This is a genomic window from Bradyrhizobium betae (assembly GCF_008932115.1).
GTDB classification, from domain to species: Bacteria; Pseudomonadota; Alphaproteobacteria; order Rhizobiales; family Xanthobacteraceae; genus Bradyrhizobium; species Bradyrhizobium betae.
This window is the reverse complement of sequence record NZ_CP044543.1, coordinates 3,512,558-3,536,874: the sequence shown is the minus strand read 5'-3', so window position 1 is coordinate 3,536,874 and position 24,317 is coordinate 3,512,558. Positions and strand designations below refer to the sequence as shown.

The following is a 24,317-nucleotide window of genomic DNA, read 5'->3' as shown; positions in this document are numbered from 1 at the left end:
AAAGCGGCGAGCCCGGAATGACGGCTTCGCCATCATTTCGCAAACGAGCGCGACGGCGGCAGGTGCAGCGCCCAGGCGTCGACCTTGTCGCTGGCGCGCGGATAGATCTCCGTGACGATCGGATCATGGCCGGGAATGAACCGGTCGGGATGCCCTGCGAGACGTTCGATCGTCTCCCACCCCTGCGCCATGTCGCCGATATCAAGGACGATCGGAAACGGGCTGCGCCGCTGCAGATTGGCGTAGTAATGCGCGGCGTCGGACGCCAGCACCACCGGCCCGCGCGCGGTCTCGACCTTGACCACCTGCAATCCGTCCGAATGGCCGCCGACACGGTGCACGGTGACGCCGGGCGCGACCTCGCCGTCGCCGGAATAGAAGGTGACACGCTCGCCATAGACATGGCGCACCATCTGCGTGACGTGCTCGACCGAGAACGGATGTCGCAACAGTCCGTTGCACATGCAGCGTCCGGTCGCGTAAGCCATCTCGCGCTCCTGGAGATGGAAGCGCGCGTTCGGGAAGCGGTCGAGATTGCCGGCATGATCGTAATGCAGATGTGTCACGATAATGTCGCGAATGGCCGGCGCCGCGACGCCGTAGCGCTCCAGCGCGTCGACCGGATTGAGCGTCAGCTTGCGCGCCCGCGCGCTCGCCTCCTCGGCATTGAAGCCGGTATCGACCAGGATGTCGCGGCCGCCGCCGCGGATCAGCCAGACGAAGTAGTCGAGGTCCTGCGCTGCGCTGTCATGCGGATCGGGCTGAAGGAAATTCATGCTGGGGGTGCGCGGCGTCATTGTCGCATAGCGCAGGGCGTAGATTTCGTAGGCGTTTCCCATGGTCTTGCTTTTTCTGAAGTTGGATCTTGCGGGATGATCGCGCGCACCAAGCCATTGTCCGCCGCAAAGGTCAAACACCGCGCGTTGCGACAAAGGCAGAGCTGCAATGTGAGACCAATCACACTGGCATCGCCATAACTGCCCTAAGACGTAACTGCCTCAAGATTTGGCGGCCCTCGCAGGTCCGCCGCAAGACCCAACCCCAATCGTGTCGAGTGCAACCGTGACAATCCCTTTATTATTTTCCTCGCAGCGCTCCCGAGCGTCGCGGTCAATTGTCGCGATAACGCCGAATCTCCAAGCGGTTGACGCCCCCCTTCCCCGGTTTGATAATGCACATTGCGTAAGTTAAGGTCGCCGCGGCGCAAGCTGGTAACGGCGCCTTTTTGGCTGGACCGCGCTCATTATGAAAATTCGCTTCCTTTTTCTTCTGCCCTTGCTCGTTTCGCTCGTTCCGACTGCGCCGTCGCTGGCCGCCAGCGACCGTTTTGCGCTGGTGATCGGCAATGCAAAATATCCTGACGCGGATGCCCCGCTGAAGGAACCGCTCAACGATGCGCGCGACGTCGCCGACGAGCTCAAGCGCGACGGCTTTTCCGTCGAGATCGGCGAAAACCTGACCGGCGACGGCATGCGCCGCGCCTTCGACAAGCTCTACGGCAAGATCAAGCCGGGCTCGGTTGCGCTGGTGTTCTTCAGCGGCTTCGGCATCCAGTCGGCGCGTCAGAGCTACATGCTGCCGGTCGATGCGCAGATCTGGACCGAATCCGACGTGCGCCGCGACGGCATCAGCCTCGAAACCGTGCTCGGCGAGCTCAACACCCGCGGCGCCGGCGTCAAGATCGCGCTGATCGACGCCTCCAGGCGCAACCCGTTCGAGCGCCGGTTCCGCAGCTTCTCGGCCGGCCTGACCCCCGTCATCGCGCCAAATGGCACGCTGGTGATGTACTCGGCGGCGCTGGCCTCGGTGGTATCCGACGCCGGCGGCGACCACAGCCTGTTCGTTCAGGAGCTCCTGAAGGAAATCCGCGTCCCCGACCTGATGGCGGAGGAGACGCTGAACCGCACCAAGATGGGCGTCACCCGCGCTTCCCGCGGCGAGCAGGTGCCGTGGATATCCTCGTCGCTCGCGGAAGACTTCTCGTTCATTCCGGGAGCCGGCGGATCGCGCCCACCGGCGACGACACAGCCGCCTCCCCCACCGCCGGCCGTCGCCAACAACCCGCCTCCGGCTCCGGCCGCGCCGCCATCACCGCCTTCGCCGCCGAAGCCGGCCGATACGGCCGCCGCACCGGCGCCTGCCCCTCCTCCCGCACCGGCCCCGGCGCCGAAACCGCAGGTCGAGGCCGCCCTGCCTCCGCCACCGCCACCACAGCCGGTAAAACCGGTCGAGACCACCCCCGCTCCAAGCATGGATAGCGGGCCGAGCGCGGCCGCGCTGGCGGAAGACCCGACCATCAAGGGCCTGACGGCCAAGATCGCGGCCAACCCGGACGACGTGAACGCGCTATACCGGCGCGGCCAGGTCTATGCCAGCAAGGGCGCCTACAACCTCGCCATCAAGGATTTCGACGATACGCTCCGGATCAATTCGAAGGACGTCGAGGCGCTCAACAACCGCTGCTGGACCCGCACCGTGATCGGCGACCTCCAGGGCGCCCTGAAGGATTGCAACGAGGCCCTCCGGCTCCGCCCGAATTTCGTCGATGCGCTGGACAGCCGCGGGCTGGTCAATCTGAAATCGGGCGCGGTCAAGAACGCCATTGCCGATTTCGACGCGGCTTTGAGGATCAACCCGCGCCTGACCTCCTCGCTCTTCGGGCGGGGAATCGCCAAGCAGCGCAACGGCTCGGCCCAGGAAGGCGCGCTCGACATCGCCAACGCCAAGGCGATGGACCCGAACATCGTTCAGGAATTCGCAAGCTACGGAGTACGCTAGTTTTTCTTGAAATGAGGCAGACGACGCCTCGAACCCTCGGCGGCCCTGCGAAGACTAACAATCGGATGCCGCAGGCGGCCTTTTCGAGGGGCCTATTGCAGGAATTTTAGAACCGCGCAGGTCGGCTGCGCAGGAGGGACTGGCAATGAGATCGGCTGCAAGAGGACTTACCGCAATCCTGTCCATCATGGCCATCGGCGCCGCGCTGTCGCTGCCGGCCTCCCCCGCATTCGCCGGCGACGACGGCAACAGCAAGAACGTCACCGAGGACGAGATCGTTCGCGCGCTGGCGCCGCCGCCGAAGAAGCCGCTGACCCGCGGCCTCTCGATTGCCCCGCAGGCCGATCCCGCGCCGAGCGCGGCTGAGACCAAGCTGATCCAGGCCGTGCGCGGCCGCTCGACGCGCTCGCTGTCGTCGACCGAGCGCGAGGAGATCGCCTCGGCCGCCAAGGACAAGCCGAACATCGATCTCGAAATCACATTCGACTACAACTCGGCCAATATCAGCGCCAAGTCGCTGGCTTCGGTGCAGGCACTCGGCCGTGCGCTGACCAGCCCCGACCTGAAGGGCTCGACCTTCGTGGTTGCCGGCCACACCGACGCCGCCGGCGGCGAGGGCTACAATCAGGACCTGTCCGAGCGCCGCGCGGATTCGATCAAGCGCTATCTCGTCGACAAGTACAGCATCTCGGCAACCGATCTGGTCACCGTCGGCTACGGCAAGAGCAAGCTGAAGGACCCGAGCCAGCCGATGGCGGAGGTCAATCGCCGCGTGCAGGTCGTCAACATGGAAAACAAGACCACCGCATCGAAGTAAGCACGACGTAAATCCCATCGAAGTGACAAGTCGTGATGTGGTGTAAAGTCTTGCTACCGGAGCGCGTCCCGCAGCCTTGCGGGACGCCGCTTCATTTCAGGGAAACACTCTCAGCAGGCCTCGTGCGGATGGCCGTGAGCCAGGCCAGGACAATCCGGCGATGAACGTCTCCGAATATCTCAAGCCTGCCGGAACCGTAGTGTTCGTCGTTGCGCTCGGCGTCGGCTATTATCTGTTCGAGCATCGGCATCGCCCCGAGGCGAAGGAAACACCGGGCGAGGCGCTCGTCATCGTGACGAAATCGACCAATGCCTGCTTCTCCGACCTGGTGCGGGTCACCGGCTTTTTCGTGCCCCGCCGCGAGGCCGTCGTCGTCGCCGACCAGGAAGGTTCCAGAGTCACCGACCTCTTCGTCACAGAGGGCGCCATGGTCACCGACAATCAGGAGCTGGCGCGCCTGACGGCGCCGCCGCAGATCCCGGGCCAGCCGCAGCGACCCGGTCCGCAAGGCCCGGTCTCGCTGAAGGCACCTGCGCCGGGGCTCGTCACCGAAGTTCGCACCATTGTCGGCGCGCCCGCCTCACCGCAGGCCGGCCCGATGTTCCGCATCGCCGTCAACAACGAGATCGAGCTCGACGCCCAGGTCCCCGCGGTGCACATGCCCAAGCTCAGCCCCGGCGCGACCGTGCGCATCAGCCGCGACGACGCACCCGACCTGATCGGACGGGTCCGGCTGGTTGCGCCGGAGATCGACCGCGCCACCCAGCTCGGCCGCGTCCGCATCAGCGTCACCAACAATCCGTCGCTGAAGGTCGGAGTGTTCGCCCGTGCCTCGATCGACGCCAAGCGGAGCTGCGGCGTCGCGGTCCCCAAGACCGCGATCGACCATCTCATCGTGCAGGTCGTCAAAGGCAACACGATCGAGACGCGCAAGGTGCGGGTCGGACTGTCGTCCGACAGCGCGACCGAAATTCTGGAAGGGCTCGACGTCGGCGAAATCGTCGTGGCCGACGCCGGCTCTTCGCTCCATGACGGCGACCAGATCAAGACCATGTTCGCCGATGAACTCGATCGCACGCGGGTACGCTGATGGCTCTCAATATCTCGGCATGGTCGATCCGTAATCCGCTGCCGTCGGTCGTCTTTTCCATCATCCTCCTGATCCTCGGCTGGGTGTCCTTCACCAAGCTCGCGGTGACGCGGCTGCCTTCGGCCGACATTCCCGTGATCTCGGTCGCGGTGTCGCAGTTCGGCGCAGCGCCCGCCGAGCTCGAATCTCAGGTCACCAAGACGGTTGAAGACGCGGTCTCCGGCGTCGAGGGCGTCAGGCACATCACCTCGCAGATCACCGACGGCCTGTCGGTCACCACCATCCAGTTCGCGCTGGAGACCAACACCGACCGCGCGCTCAACGACGTCAAGGACGCGGTGACGCGCGTGCGCTCCAACCTGCCGCAGAACGTCACCGAGCCCCTGATCCAGCGCGTCGACGTCATCGGCCTGCCGATCGTCACCTATGCCGCGATCTCGCCCGGCAAGACGCCGGAACAGCTCTCCTATTTCGTCGACGACGTGGTCAAGCGCGCGCTGCAGGGCGTGCGCGGCGTCGCCCAGGTCGAGCGCATCGGCGGCGTCGAGCGCGAGATCCTGGTCTCGCTCGATCCCGACCGCCTGCAGGCGATGGGGCTGACCGCCGTCAACGTCAGCCAGAGCCTGCGCGGCACCAATGTCGACGTCGCCGGCGGCCGCGCCGAGATCGGCAAGAACGACCAGGCGATCCGCACGCTGGCCGGCGCCAAGACGCTGAGCGATCTCGCCGGCACCATGATCCCTCTGTTCGGCGGCGGCGAGGTCAGGATCGACGATCTCGGCACCGTCACCGACACCATCGCCGACCGCCGCACCTTCGCACGTTTCAACGGCGAACCGATCGTCGCGCTCGGCATCAAGCGGTCCAAGGGCGCCAGCGACGTGGTGGTCGCCGCCGCGGTGCAGAAGCGCATCGACGCGCTGAAAGCCGCCTATCCCGACGTCGACCTCAAGGTGATCGACACCTCGGTCGAATACACCAAGGGCAATTACGAGGCGGCGATCTCGACCCTGTTCGAAGGCGCCATCCTCGCCGTAGTCATCGTGTTGCTGTTCCTGCGCGATTTGCGCGCAACCATCATCGCCGCGATCTCGCTGCCACTGTCGATCTTCCCGGCCTTCTGGGCGATGGACATTCTCGGCTTCTCGCTCAACCTCGTCAGCTTCCTCGCCATCACGCTGTCGACAGGTATCCTCGTCGACGACGCCATCGTCGAGATCGAGAACATCGTCCGGCATATGAATATGGGCAAATCGCCCTACCGTGCCGCACTCGAGGCCGCCGACGAGATCGGCCTCGCTGTCATCGCGATCTCGCTGACCATCATCGCGATCTTCGCGCCCGCGAGCTTCATGTCCGGCATCGCCGGACAGTTCTTCAAACAGTTCGGCATCACCGTGTCGGTGCAGGTGTTCTTCTCGCTGCTCGCGGCGCGCTTCGTCACGCCGGTGCTGGCCGCCTACTTCCTCAAGCACCATACGCATGAGGAGCCGCCGCCCGGTCGCGTGCTGCGGTCCTATCACAGGATCGTGGCCTGGTCGGTGAAACACTACTTCATCACGGTTCTGATCGGCTTCGGGGTCTTCGCCGCCTCGATCTGGAGCATCACGCTGCTGCCGCAGGGCTTCCTGCCGGCGCAGGACAGCGCGCGCTCGCTGCTTGCCCTCGAGCTGCCGCCGGGCACCCAGCTCGCCTACACCGAAAAGGTCACCGAGGACATCGTCGCGCGCCTGCGCAAGCGGCCCGAGGTCAAGAGCATCTTCGTCGACGGCGGGCGCGTTCCACCGGGGACCCAGGAAGTCCGGCGCGCCGCCTTGATTATCAACTACGTACCCAAGGCCGACCGCAACATCACCCAGCGCGAGCTCGAATTCTCGATCAGCAAGGAGATGGAGAACGTTCCCGACATCCGCTTCTGGTTCCTCGACGAAAACGGGCTGCGTGCGATCGCGCTCGTGGTCACCGGCGCCGATGCCAACATCGTCAACAACGTCGCGAGCGAACTTGCGACGCAGATGAAGCGGATCCCGATCATCTCCAATGTGATCTCGGAAACCTCGCTGGAACGCCCGGAGCTGCGCGTCGAGCCGCGCGCCGATCTCGCCGCGCGACTCGGCGTCTCGACCGAAAGTCTGTCACAGACGATCCGCGTCGCGACCATCGGCGACGTCGGCCCTGCACTCGCCAAGTTCGATGTCGGCGACCGCCTGGTGCCGATCCGCGTGCAGCTCGAGGATGCCGCGCGCGGCAATCTCAAGACGCTCGAGCAGCTGCGCGTACCGCTCGGCGAGCACGGCGAGAAGGGTGGCGTGCCGCTCTCGGTGATCGCCGACGTCAAGCTCGACCAGGGTCCGACCAGCATCAACCGCTACGACCGCGAACGACAGGCCACCGTCGCCGCCGACCTCGTCGGCTCCGCCGCGCTCGGTGATGCCACGAAGATGATCGACGATCTGCCGGTGAAGAAGAGCCTGCCCCCGGGCGTGAAGGTGAATCCCTCGGGTGATGCCGAAAGCCTGGCCGAGTTGTCGGGTGGTTTCGCTACCGCGATCACGGCCGGCTTGATGATGGTCTATGCGGTGCTCGTGCTGTTGTTCGGCACATTCCTGCAGCCGATCACCATCCTGTTCTCGCTGCCGCTCTCGATCGGCGGCGCGATCGCGGCCCTGCTCATCACCGGCAAGCAGCTCACCACGCCGGTCTGGATCGGCATCCTGATGCTGATGGGCATCGTCACCAAGAACGCGATCATGCTGGTGGAGTTCGCCATCGAAGCGATCCACGCCGGCAAGCCGCGCGACGAGGCCATGATCGACGCCGGCATGAAGCGCGCCCGCCCGATCGTGATGACCACGATCGCGATGGCCGCCGGCATGATGCCGAGCGCACTCGCGGTCGGCGCCGGCGGCGAGTTCCGCTCGCCGATGGCCCTCGCGGTGATCGGCGGCCTGATCTTCTCGACCATCCTGTCGCTGGTGTTCGTGCCCGCGATGTTCATGGTCATGGACGATCTCGGCGCCCTGATCTGGCGCTTCGGCAAGCGCCTGGTCGTGCACAGCGAAGACGCCGAGACCGGCGGTCATCACGCGGTCCCGCCCGTCGGCGCGGCGCCCGCGGCAGCGCTGCCAGCGCCGAAGAGCATCGTGCACCCTGCGGCGGAGTGAGAATCGGACGAGCCGGCCGATAGGCACGCCGGCGCAGGCCTTAGCGCGCGCTCGCTTATGCTCCCCGTCCAAACGAAGTGAATTGGCTCGGCTTACTCGTTCCGCGCGATCGCGGTCAGCTTGGTCATGTTCCGCAGCAGGATGCGGCCGCGCTGGAGATCGAGGATCGCTTCCTTGCGCCAGGTCTGAAGCTGGCGGTTGACGCTCTCGCGGGCGGCGCCGACGAAGACGCCAAGTTGCTCCTGCGAGATGTGCACCTCGGAGCCGAAATCGGCTGCGAGCGCGCAGAGCCGTCGCGCCAGCCGCACCGGCAGCGGCTGCAGCATGGATTCTTCCATGCGCTCGCTCTGCCAGCGGATGCGCTGGCAGAGCAGCGCGATGATCTTGATCGCGACCTTCGGCTCGCGCTCGAGGAAGGCGAGGAAATCTTCGCGCCGCAGCACGAACAATTCGCTGGCTTCGCCCGCGGTCGCGTCCGCGGTGCGGCTCTGGCCGTCCAGCACCGCGACCTCGCCGAACAGATCGCCCGGGCCCATGAAATTCAGCGTCAGCCGGCTGCCGTCGGAGGCGCCGGTCTCGATGCGGACCTGGCCGCGGCGCACGCCGAACAGCGCATCGCCCGGATCGCCCTTCTGGAACAGCACCTCGCCGTTGCCCAGATGCTGGGTGTGGCAGAGATTGGACAACCGCTGGAGCTCGTCTGTGCCGAGATCCGCGAACATCGCGTTCATTTTCAGGATGACCGCAAATTCGGCCTGCTTGCTCATTTCAACTTCCTTGTGAACTTTCCTTGGCCAGTGAACCCGGCCAATCTCCTTGGCAAATCGCTTGGAACCATCGACGTCAGGATCGCGTAAAACCGCGTCGTGGAAGTGTGTCATAAGTCACATAACTTTGCAGCTCCTCCGGACTATTTTTACGTGCTTGGAGCCGCTTCCCGTCCGGGGATAAACTCAGGCGCAAGGGACGGATGCAAAGGACGGCACTTTGCCGGATTCGATGCCGCTCGTCCGTCGTTGGAAAGTCGACATGAGAGCAGTGAAATTCGCCGGCACGGCTGTGGCCGCCATCATCATCGTGATCGCGCTCCTGCTGGTGATCGGAATCCCCTCGGGCTTCCTGACCTCGACGATTACGTCGCGGGTCGAGAGCGCGACCGGCTATCGCCTGTCGATCGACGGCACCACCAAACTCAGCCTGTGGCCGACGCTGAACGTCACGCTGAACGACCTCACGCTGCAGGATCCCAAGGACCGCAGCGGCATCACGCGCCTCACGGTCGATCGCGTGCAGGCCGACATGTCGCTCTCGAGCGTGTGGTCGGGCCGTCCGAAGATCAGCGAGCTCGTCGTCACCCATCCCGTGCTCTACCAGCCGCTGCTGCGCGAGCGCCTGCCGAATGCCGGCGCCTCGTCGAAGCCGCTCGCGCTCGACACCGACGGCGCGAGCATCGATCGCGTCAAGGTCAATGACGGCGAGGTCGCGTTCGCACGAGTGCGCGATCGCGTCGAGGGCCGCATCAGTGCCATCAATGCCGACGCGATCGTCGGCCGCGACCGCAAGGTCAACATCACCGGCACCGCGCGCGTCGGCGAGCACCCGACCAAGTTCGACATCAAGGCGACGATGCCGGCGCCGCCGATCGACCGGCCGACCGTTCCGGTGGAATTCGCCATCGACATGCCCGACGTGCTGAAGTCCCAGCTCACCGGTCATGCCGAGATGCGGCTGAACGGCGACGTCGTGATGATCAACGGCGTCAACGGCAGGCTCGGCGACGGCGCCTTCAACGGCTGGGCATCGGTCGACATCGCGAGCAAGCCTCTGGTCAAGGTCGATCTCGATTTCCAGCGTCTGGCGATTCCGCTGGCGAAAACGCCTGACGGCGCGTCGGGACAACCCTGGAGCAACGCGCCGATCGACGTGTCCGGACTCAACTATGTCGACGCGCAGATCAGGATCTCCGCGAACGAGGCTGTGATCGGCGATGCGCGCTTCGCGCCGCTCGCGCTCGACGCAAAGCTCGCCGGCGGCGTGCTGAAGGCCGGCACCGCCAATCTCGGCGCCTATGGCGGCCAGGTCTCGGGCGAAGTGATCCTGGACGCGACCACTGGAGCACCGAGCTTTGCGATGCATTCCGATCTCGTCGGCGTGCGCGCGCTGCCGCTGCTCCAGGGCCTCGCCGAATTCGACCGGATCGACGGCAAGCTGCAGGCAAAGCTCGCGCTGCGCAGCGCCGGCACCAGCCAGCGCGCGCTGATGGCGAACATGCAGGGCACGGCTTTCGTCAATTTCCAGGACGGCGCCATCCGCGGCATCAATGTCGCGCAGATGATCCGCTCGCTGACGTCGGGCACGCTGTCCGGCTGGCAGGACAGCCAAAACAGCAGCCAGGAACAGAGCACCGATCTGTCGCAGCTCTCGGCGTCCTTCCGCATCGACAAGGGCCAGGCGGTGACGACCGATCTCAATCTGATCGGCCCGCTGGTGCGCGTAACCGGCGCCGGCACCATCGCGCTCGACACCAAGATGATGGGCTTTCGCGTCGAGCCCAAGCTGGTGATGACGACGGAAGGCCAGGGCCGCACCTCCGAGCCGGTCGGCTTCGGCATCCCCGTGATGATCACCGGCGCCTGGTCGCAGCCGCGGATCTACCCCGACATGGCCGGCATGCTGGAAAATCCGGACGCCGCCTATGCCAAGCTGCGCGAGATGGGCAAGGGCCTGTTCGGCCCCGACGGCGCCGGGCTCGGAAACATCCTGGGCAGCCTCGGCAATCTTGGCCTTGGAGGCACCGCCGCGCCGGGTGGCAGCCCTGCCACTCCCAGCAATGCCAATCCGCAGGCCCAGCAGCCCGGCCAGAACAATCTGCTCGGCGGCCCCTTGGGCGAAGCGATCGGAAACCTGATCCAGCAGGGGCTTTCCAGCGGCACGGGCGCCAGCGCGGACACCGCGACTGGCACCGGCCGCAGCCGCAGCCTGCCGGCCACGTCGTCCACCCCCGCACCGCAGGCCTCTCCCGCGCCCCCGGCCCAGGATGACCAGTCGGTGGCGCAGCAGGACAGCCAGCCCATGAACGACGTGCTGCGGCAGCTCTTTAACAATCGATGATTGGCGGACCAACGTGCTGGACTCCACGCCAGTCCCTTACATCGGCTTCCCCGCCCGCCGCTTCATCCGAACGGATGAGACTGCGACAATTCACCACCGTTTCGGCCTCACCCGGCGTCCATAACGGGTAACCACGCTGGCCGGTCCGCCGGTCCGGGACGGTCTACTGGCTCAAATTATGGTAGAAGGGCGGCCGGGCATCTACGGCCCGTAGCGCCGGCGTCGAGGGCGGCGCAAGAGGATCCGGATGGCGGGAGCGAAAGACAAGACACGGTTTCTGCGCGAGGGCCTGTTCGCCAAATACGTCGTCTCCCTCGTCGGCCTCGTCGTGTTCGTGCTCGCCGTCAACGGCGCGATGGAGACCTGGATCTCCTATCGCGCCACCAAGACCCAGCTCACCGACGGGCTCGAGGACAGGGCGCAGGCCGCTGCAAGGCGGATCGAGCAGTCGATCTCCGAGCTCGAGCGCCAGATCAGCTGGGTGACGCGGGCGAGCCAGGACACGCTGGAGAAGCGCCGCGCCGACTACGCCGCGCTGCTGCACCAGGTCTCCGTCGTCAACCAGCTGTTCCAGCTCAACGGCGAGGGCCGCGAGGTGCTGCGCGTCTCGCGCCAGTCGACCACGACCGGCGGCAATGCCGACCTGTCCCGCGACATGCGCTTCACCGACACCGTCGCTCGCGGCGTCAGCTATGCACCGGCCTGGTTCTCCGACCGCACGCCGATGATGTCGATCTCGGTGGCGCATTCCGGCTTCAACGCCGGCGTCACCGTGGCCGAGATCGACCTCAACTTCCTTTCCGACTTCCTGTCCGACGCCCAGGTCGGCAAGGCCGCCTTCGCCTATGTGGTCGATCCGCGCGGCCGCGTGCTGGCGACCTCGTCGAAGGGTCCCGATGTCGGCAAGGATTTGTCGAAGCTGCCGCAGGTGGCGGCCGCGATCGCGCCCGGCCGCGCGCCCGACACGTCGGGCACCGACTTCAACGGCTATGCGGTGATGAGCGCCGCCAGCACCGTGCCGACGCTCGGCTGGAGCGTGATGTTCGAGCAGCCGACCACGCAGGCCCTGATGCCGATCCGCGACCAGCTGGTGCGGATCGCGCTGCTGATCGGGATGGGCCTGCTGGTCGCGATCCTCGCCGGCACGCTGCTCGCCCGCCGCATGATCATCCCGATCACCGCGCTGCGCGACGGCGCGCACAAGCTCGGCGAAGGCGATTTCAGCCACCGCATCGACGTGCACACCTCCGACGAGCTGGAAGACCTCGCCGGCCAGTTCAACCGCATGGCCGACCAGATCCAGGAGACCTATTCGAATCTCGAAACCAAGGTCGACGAGCGCACCCGCGATCTCGCCCAGTCGATCAACGAGCTGAAGGTACTGGAAGAGGTCGGCCGCGCCGTCGCCTCCTCGCTGGATCTCAACGCCGTGCTGCCGACCATCGCCGCGCGCGCGATCGAGATCACCCATGCCGATGCGGTGCTGATCTACGGCTATGACGCCGGAACGCGTCGCTTCAACCTGGTCGAATCCAACGGCATCGACAAATCGGCCGATGGCGCGCATGTCACGATCGAGGAAGGCGAGAACATCCTCAGCGATGCCGCCGGAAGCGGTGAGCCGATCGCGCTGGCCGATCTCGACCACGCCGCCGAGCAGCCGCTGCGCGACGTCGCGGTCGAGGCCGGCTTCCATTCGGTGCTGGTGGTGCCGCTGGTGGACCAGCAGGGCACACTCGGCTCGCTCGTGGTGCTGCGCCGCGCCAGCGGCGAGTTCGCCGCCAGCATCATCGGCCTGATGCGCACCTTCGCCAACCAGGCGGTGCTGGCGATGCGCAACGCGCGGCTGTTCACCGAGGTCGACCACAAGGGCCGCGAGCTCGCGGCCGCGAACGAGACCGTTCGCGCCCAGGCCGACAAGCTGCGCGAGCAGACCGAGCAGCTCAAGGACTGGAACAAGTCGCTGGAGGAGCGGGTCGAAACCCAGCTCGGCGAGATCGAGCGCATCCGCAAGCTCGAGCGCTTCCTGGCGCCGCAGGTGGCGCAGCTGATCGCCTCCTCCGACAGCCCCGAGGGTCTGCTCACCAGCCAGCGCCGCGAAGTGACCGTGGTGTTCTGCGACCTGCGCGGCTTCACCGCCTTCACCGAGGCGACCGAACCGGAAGAGGCGATGAACGTGCTTCGCGAATATCACGCCGCGCTCGGCACGCTGATCTTCAAATACGAGGGCACGCTCGACAAATATGCCGGCGACGGCGTGATGATCCTGTTCAACGCGCCGATCCAGTTCGAGGACCATACCAAGCGCGCGGTGAAGATGGCGGTGGAGATGCGCGACGCGATCGGCCCCTTGACCGAGCGCTGGCGCAACCGCGGCCATAGCCTGGGGTTCGGCATCGGCATCGCGCTCGGCTATGCCACGCTCGGCCAGGTCGGCTTCGAGCAGCGGCTGGAATATGCGGCGATCGGCAGCGTCACCAACCTCGCCTCCCGCCTCTGCGGCGAGGCCAAGCCCAACCAGATCGTGGTCAGCCGCCGCGTCTACGGCATCGTCGAGCCCTGGGTGGAGGCACGCGCACTCGACGATCTCCAACTCAAGGGATTCAATCATCCCGTACTGGCGATGGAGATTTTGAACTGGCGCGAGGAAGTGGAGAACGTGGTGGACGCGGCGGCGGCGGCGCGGCGGAGAGGGTGACCAAAATAAAAAGTCGAGAACAACCCCATGCACAGTAGCCGGGCTCTGATATCAAAGGGGATTTTCGCTCGCTTGCGGTTTTTACGAATTTTCCTTGACCCGTCGGGCAAAACACTGGCATGATGGCATTCTCGGCGAGACCCGGCACGTAGCTATGGCTGCGGCCCGCCTCTATCCCGTTGGCCGTCGCTCTCGTTATCTGCCTCGACGATTTCGATCTCGTCTCCTTCCTTGAGCGAGAGGCGGTCGACAAGCTCCTGGGGAAGCTCGACAGCCAGATCATCGTCCCATTTGAAAACCTTCAGCGTTGTTTTCATCTGGCTTGCGCCCCGCGGTGAGACTTGCTTGCGTCCAGGCGCACCAGCGCAGCTTGCGCCGGCTCATAGCCATATTCGGTGATCGTCCCGTTCTTGATGCGCTCCACGGCTTCGTCGATGACGAAGAGCGGCACCAGAAACCATTCGCGCGGCACGACCAGGTTGCCGAAGCGATCGGGAATCTCGATGTCGAGCTGCGCTGCTCCGAAGACGCGGTGAATGAGGTTTTCGAGTTTGGTCCGGTTGATGTTGTAAAGCTCGTAGGTCGAGACGATCTCGACCTCGGCCATGAGAAACGTCGGGTCGAGCTTGGCACTCGCGACGCGCTGTTTGACGTCGCCGCCGGTGACGCCGATCTTATGCAGGACGTTGCGATGCGCGGCGACAGCCGGATGGTCCGATTTGCTGCGCAGCACGTAGATGATGCCGCTCGCCTCGTCACCATCCTCGTTGTCGTCGGCGAACAGCGGCCCGGCCGACGGCTCGATGATCCGACGGCCCGCGGCATCCTGTTGCAACGCCTTCTGAAACGAGCGCATCAGCAGATTGCTCTCGGTGCCGTTGTCAAAGATTACCCGGAGCCGGGCGTCGATGTTGCCATGCTCGTTGCTGAAAGGCTCCTCCATTGCGGCGACATAGGCCTTCTGTCCGCCGAGGATATAGAACCGCCCACGAGCGATCTCGGACTTGCGCTCGAACCGCCGCGTCTGTCGGAATCCGAGGCTGATATCTTTCTGCACCTGCTCAAACAGAGGCTTGAACTTGCCGAAATCCTCGCATTTCTGCCGATTGGCGACCTCCTCGGCCGCGCGCTTCTCGGCCGTCGATCGCACATGCCGAAGCTCGGTGATGTCGCTCGCGCCAACTCCCTCGACACCGAGCTGCGAAAGCAGTTGATCGTCATCGAGCTGGTCTGCGAAGCCCATCGGCGTCGAGACACTTTCCAGCAGCCCCTGACGATCGAGCGGCGCGAGCAAGTTGCGGCATTCGTCGAGATCGCGCAAGCGATCGAGCCGGATCGCATACAGCCGCTCGAAGATGTCGCGATCTTCGCCGTGCTGCGGAGGATGCCCATGCTGGTCGACGAAGCGCTGGATGTCCTCGAAGCCGGCGATGATCCGCTCCTCGCGCGGCGTCCGGCCTCCCTGCTTTCTGGTCTCGACCTCGACGCCCAGTTCCTCGAGCAGCGCGTCGTCCTCGTCGGTGAAGTCAGCCACGCGCGGCCTCCGCCTTCATGCGGGCAAGGAAGGCGACGCCTTCGGCCATGCGCTTCTCCCAGGCGTCGCCCGCCGTGATCGAGGGCAATCGGCCGCGATCGTGCTTGAATTTCAGAGCGCGCTTGGCGAGATCGCGGGCGTCGTCCATGGTCATGCTGACCCGCTTGGCCGCTATCATTGCTTTGACCTGTTCAAGGCTCGTTGCGTTCATGTGCTTGGAAAGAATGGCATAGGCTTCTCCAAACGGATTGACGCTATCAATGAGATCGATGTCCAGTTCGGTCACATCAAGGACGTACTTACGCACGCCATCCACAAACGCTGTATTTGGACGGGGTTCACCCGGGCCTCCGCCTTCCCCAACAGCAACTTTCTTTGCCATTTGAGTGAGGTTTAGAGCAGCGATCGCGTGTTGGCGAACGGCCTCCTGATCCGCGTCATCCAGCTCTGGATACTTGTCTCTGATAATCTTGCCCAACCGCAACTGCGTAAGCTCTTCGGCAACCACTTCCTGATCAAACAGGCCACGTTCGATTGCCGGCTTGTCCTGGATAAACGCGGCTATAACTTCGTTCAAATCCTGCTGGCAGATCTGTTGGGCCTTCTCGCTCTTAGGGGTCACTAGGCCTTTTATCTCGATCTGAAACTGCCCCGTACCCTCATTGAAGCCTACATTGCATTTGGCCGGGTCGTATTCACCTTCGCCGTAGCTAAAGCCTTCTGCAGCGGTGCTTCCGGAATGCTTCGGCTTAAACTCAAAACGTGGTGCAAGCACCTGCTCCATAACGAGACTGGCCGCAATCGCCTTGAGGGTGTCATTTACCGCCTCGTTGACTGCCTCTGCTGAAGCGTCCGGCTCGGCGATCAGATTGGTAAAACGGGCGCGGATCTTGCCGGGCGCATCGCGGGTGGCCCGCCCGATGATCTGGATGATCTCAGTCAGGCTCGAGCGGTAGCCGACGGTCAAGGCGTGCTCGCACCAGACCCAGTCAAACCCTTCCTTCGCCATGCCAAGCGCAATTATGATGTCAATATGGTCTCGGTTGTTCTTCTGCGCAGGATTCTTCAGCGCGGCGGACACCCGGTCGCGTCTCGCCGAATCGTCATCGACGAGATCAGCGATCCTGAGTACACGCCCCGCGGGGGTTTTCACGAGCTGGAAACCGGTACTGGGATCGGTGCCCTGCCATTCACCCAAGGACTCGATGATGTGCTCGACTTCCTTGATCTTGTCCTTGGTGCTCTCGCGGGCGTTGACGCTGGGGATGTGGACGATGGTCTTTTCTTCGGGCTCGAGCACCTTGATGATGTCCTCGGCATAGGCACCCGCGTAGAAGTAATAGCCAATGTCGAGTTCCTTGAGGTGCTCGTAGCCGTTGAGCTGTTCGTAGTAGGTGTAGGTGACGGTATCGAACTTCGCCTCGTCGGCCGGCGATAGCACCGCCTCGGCGTCGCCCCGGAAATAGGAGCCGGTCATCGCGACGATGTGGACCTGGTCGCGGGCGATGAACTGGCCGAGATGCTGACCGAGCTTGTTGTCGGGATTGGCGGAGACGTGGTGGAATTCATCCACCGCGATCAAGCGGCCGTCGAAGGCCTCGATACCGAATTTGTCCACCGCGAAACGGAACGTGGCATGCGTGCAGACCAGCACCTTGTCGCCGCTTTCCAGGAACGCGCCCACGGAATTGACCTTGCCGCCATTGTCCGAGCCGGGCGCGTCGCAGAGATTCCATTTGGGCACGACGGTCCAGTCGGCCCAGAAGCCGTACTTCGTCAGCGGCTCGTCGTGGAAACTTGCGCCGATGGACTTTTCCGGCACGACGATGATCGCCTGCCTGATGTTCTGATTGTGCAGCTTGTCCAGCGCGATGAACATCAGCGCCCGGCTCTTGCCGGACGCCGGCGGCGACTTGATGAGCAAATATTGCTCGCCACGCCGCTCATAGGCGCGCTCCTGCATCGGCCGCATGCCGAGCGCGTTGGCGCGGGTGGATTGACCGGTGCGGGCATAGGTGACGGCGACGCTGGGAACGCCGGCCCGGGCTTTCGGGGTACCCGGTCGGAGCTTTGCCGCCTGGAAAAACGCCTCTCCCGCCTCGGGAATGTCCGAGGTGTCGATCGCACCATCCGGCAGGGCTGCCAACTCAGCCAAGCGCTTTTTTGAGATAGACATCGAACTGCTTTCTTTCACTCGCCGTAGCCCTGCGGGCGCTGATGATGCGAATCCTGCCATTTCGCTCGGTATGGATGACGCAGACCACGACAATCCCGCCGAGGAGACCGAAGCTCTTCTCGCGAGGCTCGCCGGTGCTCTCGTCCGTTGCCGTCAGAACCGGTCCGTCGAAAATTTCTACGGCTTCCTCGAAGGAGAGCCCATGCTTGCGCCGGTTCGCAATGTTCTTCTCGGGGTCCCATTAGAACCCTTCCATGGACGCCCCCATTTCCGCTGTTCATCATATGTTCCGAAGAGACGTGCGTCCAGAGTTCTTTCTCGCGCTGATTGCAGGGGCGATCAGGCGACGTCCTTGGTCTTCCCGGCGACAGCCTTGGTGTAGAGCTCGAACAGCTTCTCCAGCCGCTCGGTGTCGTTGCGGAAGCGGCGGCCGACATAGATGCGCTCCAGCGTTTCGTCGTTGCGCTCATGCGCCTCGCGGAGATCGGCCGGCATCTTCTCGGGATCGTAGAGCTCGGCGATGGTCGCCGGGAAGTGCGCCTCGCGCGCGAGCAGGATGTCCTCGGCGCAATTGGTCAGGTCGGCCTTGTTCTTGTCGGTGAGGGTGGGGACGGGAAAGGTGTTCCAGCCGAGGGTGTTGGAATAGCGGAAATCAGTCTTCATCTTGCCGCAGACCGTGGCAATCCAAATTAGATGCAGCCGCGAAACGACTAACGCCATATTCCAAATAGGCGCATCATACAAACCGAAGGCAAGGTTCGTTAGTGTAGTTCGATTGTCGATGAGGCCCGCAGGCAAATAGGTTCTTCGTTCCGAGGAAACCCCTGGCACGACGATCGTCCTATTCTCTCCTATGCGCATCAGTTTAAGTTGATGGGCACGCTTTGCCAGGGCATTGGCTCCCTTATCCCGACTTGCCAGCCTCACCGCTCGAACACTATCGATGCGCGCTTTCAATGATTCGATAGTCTGCGCCTCAGCGAGATGAGGGTTTTCTATCCAAACGCAAAGTCGTGAACCGCCATTGATGAAATCATCCGACCCGAATATCCGCCGAATAAATCTTTTTCGCTGCTCAGCATCGAGGCCTAAAGAATCAAGCTCGGCTGGTTGCAAGAGCAAATGACCGCCGTCACTAGGTTTGTTGCCAAACTCCATAACGCTCACATCACCTATCGGCTGATCCCGCTTCGAGACAATGATCCGAGGTCCTAGTGTAAGATAGGGCGTAATTGATGTCCCTTCGCGCACGTGGACGCCGTTCTGCTCGTCGTGCTCATAGAGTCGACACGGGGTATTCTTTGCCGGGCCGATTCCCACGATAGCGACGGTTACACCCGCTTTGTTACTAGCCAAATTCGACCACTTGAAAGACGTACAAGCGAATCGAATCTCGCAGCCGCTCCCAAATAATACAGGCCAAAGAATCGATACAGATTGGCCTTGGCAGATCGAGTTGGTGGAGACGAAAGCAGCCACGGAACCTGTGATCTTTCCGTAGTCTGCCGCCTTGATGAACCAACCTACCACATAGTCAAGAAAGCCACTCGACGTTGTCCGCCCGTTGAGTAGCGTGCGAATGTCCGCCTTCTGCTCAGCGCTTTGCCACGTACTTCCCAAATACGGTGGATTGCCGCAGATGTACGTCTCGCCACCTTCGTTTTCGAAGTCGATCTGCGCTTGAACGAGCGGCGTGTAAAACAAGTCGTCGGCATGATGCTGCACGCCAGTTCCGGTCGGTGGACAGATGCTTAGCCAGTCCAATCTTAGGGCATTGCCGCAAGTGATCCAGTTCTCAGCGTCAAGCGGCAAGAAGTCTTGAAGGGCCTCCTTTTGGCCCAGATACAGCACGTCGCATTGATACTCCGCGATGATCAGCGCCAGCCGCGCGATCTCGGCTGGAAAATCGCGCAGCTCGATACCGCGGAAATTTGTCAACGGAATCTCTGTTCGCCGCTCCGGCTCGCCGCGTCGCCGGTTGATCTCGGACTCGATCTTGCGCATCTCCTTGTAGGCGATGACGAGAAAATTTCCAGAGCCGCAGGCCGGATCGAACACGCGGATGCGCGCCAAACGATTGCGCAGATTGATGAGCTTGCGGCTGTTGTCGCCGGCTTCCGCGAGCTTCTCTCGCAAATCATCGAGGAACAGCGGATTGAGCACCTTCAGGATGTTCGGCACGCTGGTGTAGTGCATGCCGAGCGCGCCGCGCTCCTCGTCCTCGGCGACGGCCTGGATCATCGAGCCGAAGATGTCGGGGTTGATAAGGCGCCAGTCGAGACTGCCGATATGCAGCAGATAGGAGCGCGCGATGCGGCTGAAGCGGGGGACGTCGAGGCTGCCGGAGAAAAGGCCGCCGTTGACGTAGGGGAAGGCGTCGGCCCAGCGTGGCAGATTTTCGGCCGCGCGCTCCGTGATCTTGACGTTCATGGCGCGGAAGACGGCGCCGATCACCTCGTGGGCGTTGGTGGCATCGCTCATCTGCGTCACCGTCGCCGTGAACAGGTCGTTGCCGTTGAAGATGTCGGTGCTCTCCGCGAAGAAACAGAAGATCAGCCGTGCCATGAAATGGTTCATGTCGTGGCGGCGCTCGGAGGTGCCCCACTCCGGGTTGGTCTTCAGCAGTTCGACATAGAGCCGGTTGAGCCGGCCGGTGGCGCGGATGTCGAAGGCGTTCTCGCGGATCTGCTTGACGGTGGTGATGCCCGCGAGCGGCAGGAAGAAGCCGAAATGGTTGGGGAAGTCCGGATAGGGGCAGACGACGGTCTCCCCTCTGGCGAGATCCTCGGCCTCGAACATCTCGCCGTCGGTGGCGAGCACGAATTTGGCTTTGGCCCTCGATGTCGCCGGGCTGGCCTTCAACGCGGCGAGCGTTGCCGTGACCTCGCCTGACGCGGCAACCTTGATGTGGATGTTGCCGGTCTGGAGCACGCCGCCGAGGTCGGACTTGTTGGTCTCGCCCTTGCGCAAACGCTTGAGAGTGGTCTCCTTGTTGCCAAAGGCTTGAAGGAAGGCGAAGGGGAACTCCGCAGCATCGAACGGCTGTTCGGCCAGCGCGGAGATGGCCTCTTCGATTTCAACGGCGTTCATAAGCCCGTGGCCCAGCGTCAGATCGAGCGTAGGAGTGCCTTATCAGGCGCATGGTGGCAAGGCGGCAAGGCCAATTGATTCCGCTTTCGCGGTCGGTCCCTTTCCGGCAAGGCAGAGCTACCGCATATGCCGCCATCGGCCCCCAGCTTGCCTCATGGCGTCATGGCCGGGCTTGTCCCGGCCATCCACGCGTGGCCAGACGGAATGAAGAACGTGGATGCCCGGGACGAGCCCGGGCATGACGACTTCCTGTGAATGGTCTTATGCGATTAAATCGCCGGTCGGGAAAGGACTGCCGCGCGGCGCCCTCCTTCACGCCCCCCGCTTCGGCCCGATCGCCTCGAACCCCGCCTTCTGCTCGTCGCTCAGATCCGCCTCGAAATCGTCCAGCGCATCGCCGACGCCTTTCACTTCTTGCAGCATCGTCTCCAGCCGCGCCTTCACCGCGGCGAGGCGGGCCTGCGGGGTCGCCGCGGGCTTGGTCGGGCAGGCGCTGAGCGTCTGCATGGTGCGCAGCGTGGTGTCCTGGAGCACGTCGAGCCTTGCGCGGGCGACCTCGTCGAGCTTCAGCGTGGACGCGATCTCGGCGGCGGGCCATTGCTGCTGCACGAGCTGTTCGTACTGGCGCTGCGCCTGCACGTCGTAGCGGGGATCGTTGTCGGGATCGCAGGCGCTTGCGGCCTTGGCTGTGGATTTGGCGTCCTTGCGCTGGATCGCGGCAAGCGCGGCGCGGCGCTCGCTGGAGATCGCCTCGAGCTTGGCCTTCTGGCCATCGTCTAGGAGACCTTCGAATTTTGCCAGCGGCGGGGCGATCGCGTCCGTCGCCTTGATCATGGCCTCGAGGCGCGTCTGCATCAGGCCGAGGCGCTCCGTTGCGTTTGCCGGCGGCTGGGCCGGACAGGCGGTGCGGATGGCGTCGCGCGCCGCGAGCCACGCGGCCGCGAGTTCGTCCAGCGCCGCGCGCTGCACTTCGTTCGGCTGCACGGCGGCGGCGATGCGGTCGACCGGCAGGCCGCCGCTGTCGCTGGCGTCGCAGACCGCGTCTGGGGTCGGGACCTTTCGTCCGCGCCTCGTTGGCGGCGCGGTGTAGGCGGCGAGCTCGGTCGCGGCATAGGGCGAAAAGATCGCGGCATAGATGTCGCCGTAGCCATAGAGCGAGAGGCTGGTGGCATCGCCAAGGATGATCGCATTGGTGAGATCGTCATGCGCGAACGGCCAGAACACCGGGCCGACCCAGCCATAGCTGCCGTCGGGATGACGCCACCAGCCCTGCGGTCGGCGGCCACCATGCCAGCCCGACAGCGCCGCCTGCGCCGTGAGCGCGGCGCGCAGAATATATGGATTTGAGAGTTGGCCGCGCTCGGCGCCGCGCGGATCCTGCGACCGCAACGCGGCGGCGCGGTATCGGCCGCTGCGCACCGCCATGCGGGAATGGCGCAGGCGCGACATTCCGATGACATGGCCGACGGCGAACCGTGCAACGCCGAGCGGACCCCCGCGGATCCCGAACTGCGCCTCGGCTTTGCCAGGCAGCAACACGACCAGACTCGCGAAGGCCGCAACCGCCAGCGCCAGTCGCATGCGTGATATCGAGCTGACCAAAGAGTTGACCACGTCCTGGCCCTCCGCGCGCATCGCGTCGCAGGGAGATGACTCGGAACGGAACCAAAGGTTCCGAAGGGCACGATGGTCAAAGCGTCGCGGGCGTCATTCCGGGGCGTCGCGCAGCGACGAGCCCGGAATCCATCGCGCCAGCATTGTCGCGGCTAAATGGATTCTCAGATGCGCAATTGCGCATCATAGTTCGCGCCAAGAGGCGCGCCCCGGAATGACGAGCGATTGCGGAGATGGAGCGGAGGACCGAAGCGGCGTCATGCCCGGGCATGACGAGAGTAAATATCACTCCGCCTTCTGCGGCAGCACGACGGTCTGGCCGGGATAGATCAGATTGGGGTTGTGGATCTTGTCGCGGTTGGCGTTGAAGATCACGGCGTAGCGGGCGCCGTCGCCGTAAGCGAGCCGGCTGAGGGTCCACAGGCTGTCCCCGCGGGTGATGACCCGGCTGCCGGTTCCTGCCGGCGCGGTGTTGAAGACGTCCGCCGGCGACGCCGATGCGACCGTCGTGGGCGTCGGCGCGGCTGGCGCATGTGCCATCAGCCGCGGTTTCGGTGCGCCGGTCAGCCTCGGCCGCGCCGCTGATTTCTCCGATGCGGACGACATGCGCGGCCCCGGAAGAGCCGCGACGACATCCGACTTTTCATCCGGCTTCTCGGCCTGCTTCGCCTCCGGCCGGGTGGCCGGTGCGATACGCGCGGGCGGCGGCGCGGCTTCGGCGACGGTCACCGGCATGGTGCGGGCGGACTGCGTGACGGTGCCGTCGGGCGATTTCGCGCGCAGGGTCAGTTCATAGGAACCGGCGGGAAGCTTTGGCGGGGTCATCACGAACTGGCCCGACGCATCGGCCACCACAGCATCGAGCGGCTGGCCATCGCGCAGCAGCTCGACCCTGGCGCCCGGCACGGCCACGCCCGCGATCACCGCGGCCTCGCCATGATCATCGACGCGCGCAACGTCGAAACGGGGACCCGCGTCGGTCGCGGCCGCCGGCGGCTTGGCCGGCACGAGATCGGCCAGCGCCGTAACCTGCTTCTGCGTCTCGGCCAGCGCATCAGCCTTCGGTGCGGGAGACGCGGATGGCGCGGGCGGCGCCGTGGCAGCAAGCTTTGGCTCGTCGGGCTTGGCTTCAGGTTTGGCTGCCGTCTTGGCTTCGACTTTGGCCTCGGCCTTCGGCTCCGGCCTGACTTCCGGCTTCGCGGCCGCCGCGATCTCGGTCTTCGTCCCGCCCGGCAAGAGGCGGCGCAGCTCGGTGGGGCCGATAACCAGCACGGTGCCAACCAATGCGAGCAGACAGAAGGCAATGAAGGCCTTGGGCGCGGTGATCATCAGGACATGAACCTTGGCTGGCAAATCGGCCGAAGGCGGCAAATTGCGCCGATTTGGCTGCGGCAGCAAGACGGTCGATGGGATGAACCGGCGCGGCCCCTTCGGCGTCAAATCAGCGAGGCCGCGCTGCGGCATTTTTCAGGGATTTTTCCGTGACCGCGCTTTTTCGCACCGCGCCATGGCTGGCGCTCGCCTTCACACTGGCCGCCTCCCCCGCGCTTGCCGGGTCCGGCCCGCCGCCGGGCTACGTCCTCACCGACAATGCCGATCTCGCCTTCACCTCACCCGACGGCGCCACCAGGCTCGAGCAGTACATGAAGGACAGCGGCGATTGGGACGTCAAATGGCAGGTCTGGGCGCGGCGCGGCGAGCAGATGACCGAGCTGAAGCCGGAGCAGGGCTATGGCGCCGGCTTCCGCTTCACCGCCGACTCGCAATGGCTGGGGCGGATGCAGAAGACCGGCTCCGGCGAGCAGGATCTGTTTCTCTACCATGTCGAGAACGGCGCCTTCGTGAACGCGACCAAGAGATCGCTCAGCGATCTCGCCTGGGCCTATTTCCACAGCCGGCCGGACACGAAGAAGATGAAGCTCGACTATCACATCTCGGCCAATTTGATGAAGGGCGCCGAAGATGCCTATCGCTGGCTCGGCGTCGACTGGCCCAACAACCGCTACCTGCTGATCTCGCTGTCGGGCGAAATGGACAAGCATCCGAAGAACGTCGCCGTGAAGGGGCTGGCCGACTGGAAATGTCGTTACGACCTCAAGACCGGCAAGTTCGACGTGCCGGCGATGTTCGCGAAGGGCAATGCGGAAGCGCTGAATTGGGAGATCAAGCGATGAACGCCGGCCGGAGCTTCAACCCGCTGATTCCGCTCCGATTCATCATTTCCTAACCCTCGCTGGTAACGGGG

The 24,317-nt window shown here is 64.2% G+C and carries 15 protein-coding genes and 1 pseudogene; 7 read left to right on the top strand and 9 right to left on the bottom strand.

Annotated features, from left to right (window positions below):
• Window positions 1-32: 32 nt before the first annotated feature.
• Window positions 33-839 carry an N-acyl homoserine lactonase family protein gene (locus F8237_RS16850; RefSeq protein WP_151646353.1) on the bottom strand — a complete coding sequence of 269 codons (807 nt, stop codon included), beginning with the start codon at window positions 837-839 and terminating at the stop codon, window positions 33-35.
• 406 nt (window positions 840-1,245) lie between these two features.
• Here F8237_RS16850 and F8237_RS16845 point away from each other — a divergent pair, with 406 nt between their 5' ends.
• From F8237_RS16845 to F8237_RS16830, 4 genes are all read left to right on the top strand, one after another.
• Entirely contained in the window at window positions 1,246-2,778 is a 1,533-nt protein-coding gene (locus F8237_RS16845; RefSeq protein ID WP_151646351.1) for a caspase family protein, read from the top strand.
• 145 nt (window positions 2,779-2,923) lie between these two features.
• Window positions 2,924-3,595, top strand: a complete 672-nt coding sequence (locus F8237_RS16840; protein WP_151646349.1) for an OmpA family protein — start codon at window positions 2,924-2,926, stop codon at window positions 3,593-3,595.
• A 160-nt stretch (window positions 3,596-3,755) separates the two neighbouring features.
• Window positions 3,756-4,685: an efflux RND transporter periplasmic adaptor subunit gene (locus tag F8237_RS16835; RefSeq protein ID WP_151646347.1), complete on the top strand. Its 930-nt coding sequence runs from the start codon at window positions 3,756-3,758 to the stop codon at window positions 4,683-4,685.
• Window positions 4,685-7,849, top strand: a complete 3,165-nt coding sequence (locus F8237_RS16830; RefSeq protein WP_151646346.1) for an efflux RND transporter permease subunit — start codon at window positions 4,685-4,687, stop codon at window positions 7,847-7,849. The genes F8237_RS16835 and F8237_RS16830 overlap by 1 nt, the downstream gene beginning before the upstream one ends.
• A 92-nt stretch (window positions 7,850-7,941) precedes the next feature.
• Here F8237_RS16830 and F8237_RS16825 read toward each other — a convergent pair whose 3' ends face one another.
• Complete coding sequence (locus tag F8237_RS16825) at window positions 7,942-8,616, bottom strand: Crp/Fnr family transcriptional regulator (RefSeq protein ID WP_014439115.1); 675 nt, start codon at window positions 8,614-8,616, stop codon at window positions 7,942-7,944.
• A 262-nt stretch (window positions 8,617-8,878) separates the two neighbouring features.
• Here F8237_RS16825 and F8237_RS16820 point away from each other — a divergent pair, with 262 nt between their 5' ends.
• On the top strand, window positions 8,879-10,960 hold the full coding sequence (locus F8237_RS16820; protein WP_151646344.1) for an AsmA family protein: 2,082 nt from the start codon (window positions 8,879-8,881) through the stop codon (window positions 10,958-10,960).
• 247 nt (window positions 10,961-11,207) lie between these two features.
• Window positions 11,208-13,658: an adenylate/guanylate cyclase domain-containing protein gene (locus F8237_RS16815; RefSeq protein WP_151646342.1), complete on the top strand. Its 2,451-nt coding sequence runs from the start codon at window positions 11,208-11,210 to the stop codon at window positions 13,656-13,658.
• Between the two features lie 152 nt (window positions 13,659-13,810).
• Here the strand turns inward: F8237_RS16815 and F8237_RS16810 are convergent, their stop codons facing one another.
• The 7 genes and pseudogenes from F8237_RS16810 to F8237_RS16780 all read right to left on the bottom strand — a co-directional run bounded on the left by F8237_RS16810 (window position 13,811) and on the right by F8237_RS16780 (window position 23,401).
• Entirely contained in the window at window positions 13,811-13,975 is a 165-nt protein-coding gene (locus tag F8237_RS16810) for an AbrB/MazE/SpoVT family DNA-binding domain-containing protein (RefSeq protein WP_244626130.1), read from the bottom strand.
• Window positions 13,972-15,192: a GIY-YIG nuclease family protein gene (locus F8237_RS16805; RefSeq protein WP_151646340.1), complete on the bottom strand. Its 1,221-nt coding sequence runs from the start codon at window positions 15,190-15,192 to the stop codon at window positions 13,972-13,974. Before F8237_RS16805 ends, F8237_RS16810 begins: the two co-directional genes overlap by 4 nt.
• Window positions 15,185-17,368 (bottom strand): DEAD/DEAH box helicase, encoded by a 2,184-nt coding sequence (locus F8237_RS16800; protein WP_244626129.1) that lies wholly within the window; start codon window positions 17,366-17,368, stop codon window positions 15,185-15,187. Before F8237_RS16800 ends, F8237_RS16805 begins: the two co-directional genes overlap by 8 nt.
• A pseudogene (locus F8237_RS16795) lies at window positions 17,340-17,597 on the bottom strand (BrnT family toxin); the annotation flags it as partial. The gene F8237_RS16800 and the pseudogene F8237_RS16795, both read right to left, overlap by 29 nt.
• Window positions 17,598-17,707: 110 nt before the next feature.
• On the bottom strand, window positions 17,708-20,458 hold the full coding sequence (locus tag F8237_RS16790) for a class I SAM-dependent DNA methyltransferase (RefSeq protein ID WP_151646338.1): 2,751 nt from the start codon (window positions 20,456-20,458) through the stop codon (window positions 17,708-17,710).
• 312 nt (window positions 20,459-20,770) lie between these two features.
• Entirely contained in the window at window positions 20,771-22,039 is a 1,269-nt protein-coding gene (locus tag F8237_RS16785) for a Spy/CpxP family protein refolding chaperone (RefSeq protein ID WP_167527477.1), read from the bottom strand.
• Window positions 22,040-22,357: 318 nt separating this feature from the next.
• Complete coding sequence (locus F8237_RS16780; protein ID WP_151646334.1) at window positions 22,358-23,401, bottom strand: LysM peptidoglycan-binding domain-containing protein; 1,044 nt, start codon at window positions 23,399-23,401, stop codon at window positions 22,358-22,360.
• Window positions 23,402-23,553: 152 nt separating this feature from the next.
• Between F8237_RS16780 and F8237_RS36080 the strand changes: the two genes are divergently transcribed.
• Window positions 23,554-24,246 carry a hypothetical protein gene (locus F8237_RS36080; protein WP_162006081.1) on the top strand — a complete coding sequence of 231 codons (693 nt, stop codon included), beginning with the start codon at window positions 23,554-23,556 and terminating at the stop codon, window positions 24,244-24,246.
• The last annotated feature ends 71 nt before the right edge of the window (window positions 24,247-24,317 follow it).

What these genes read in the sequence shown, in the direction of transcription:
- F8237_RS16850 (WP_151646353.1), bottom strand. Translation starts at nt 839, where the DNA reads ATGGGAAACGCCTACGAAATCTACGCCCTGCGCTATGCGACAATGACG.
- F8237_RS16845 (WP_151646351.1), top strand. Translation starts at nt 1,246, where the DNA reads ATGAAAATTCGCTTCCTTTTTCTTCTGCCCTTGCTCGTTTCGCTCGTT.
- F8237_RS16840 (WP_151646349.1), top strand. Translation starts at nt 2,924, where the DNA reads ATGAGATCGGCTGCAAGAGGACTTACCGCAATCCTGTCCATCATGGCC.
- F8237_RS16835 (WP_151646347.1), top strand. Translation starts at nt 3,756, where the DNA reads ATGAACGTCTCCGAATATCTCAAGCCTGCCGGAACCGTAGTGTTCGTC.
- F8237_RS16830 (WP_151646346.1), top strand. Translation starts at nt 4,685, where the DNA reads ATGGCTCTCAATATCTCGGCATGGTCGATCCGTAATCCGCTGCCGTCG.
- F8237_RS16825 (WP_014439115.1), bottom strand. Translation starts at nt 8,616, where the DNA reads ATGAGCAAGCAGGCCGAATTTGCGGTCATCCTGAAAATGAACGCGATG.
- F8237_RS16820 (WP_151646344.1), top strand. Translation starts at nt 8,879, where the DNA reads ATGAGAGCAGTGAAATTCGCCGGCACGGCTGTGGCCGCCATCATCATC.
- F8237_RS16815 (WP_151646342.1), top strand. Translation starts at nt 11,208, where the DNA reads ATGGCGGGAGCGAAAGACAAGACACGGTTTCTGCGCGAGGGCCTGTTC.
- F8237_RS16810 (WP_244626130.1), bottom strand. Translation starts at nt 13,975, where the DNA reads ATGAAAACAACGCTGAAGGTTTTCAAATGGGACGATGATCTGGCTGTC.
- F8237_RS16800 (WP_244626129.1), bottom strand. Translation starts at nt 17,368, where the DNA reads ATGTCTATCTCAAAAAAGCGCTTGGCTGAGTTGGCAGCCCTGCCGGAT.
- F8237_RS16790 (WP_151646338.1), bottom strand. Translation starts at nt 20,458, where the DNA reads ATGAACGCCGTTGAAATCGAAGAGGCCATCTCCGCGCTGGCCGAACAG.
- F8237_RS16785 (WP_167527477.1), bottom strand. Translation starts at nt 22,039, where the DNA reads ATGCGACTGGCGCTGGCGGTTGCGGCCTTCGCGAGTCTGGTCGTGTTG.
- F8237_RS16780 (WP_151646334.1), bottom strand. Translation starts at nt 23,401, where the DNA reads ATGATCACCGCGCCCAAGGCCTTCATTGCCTTCTGTCTGCTCGCATTG.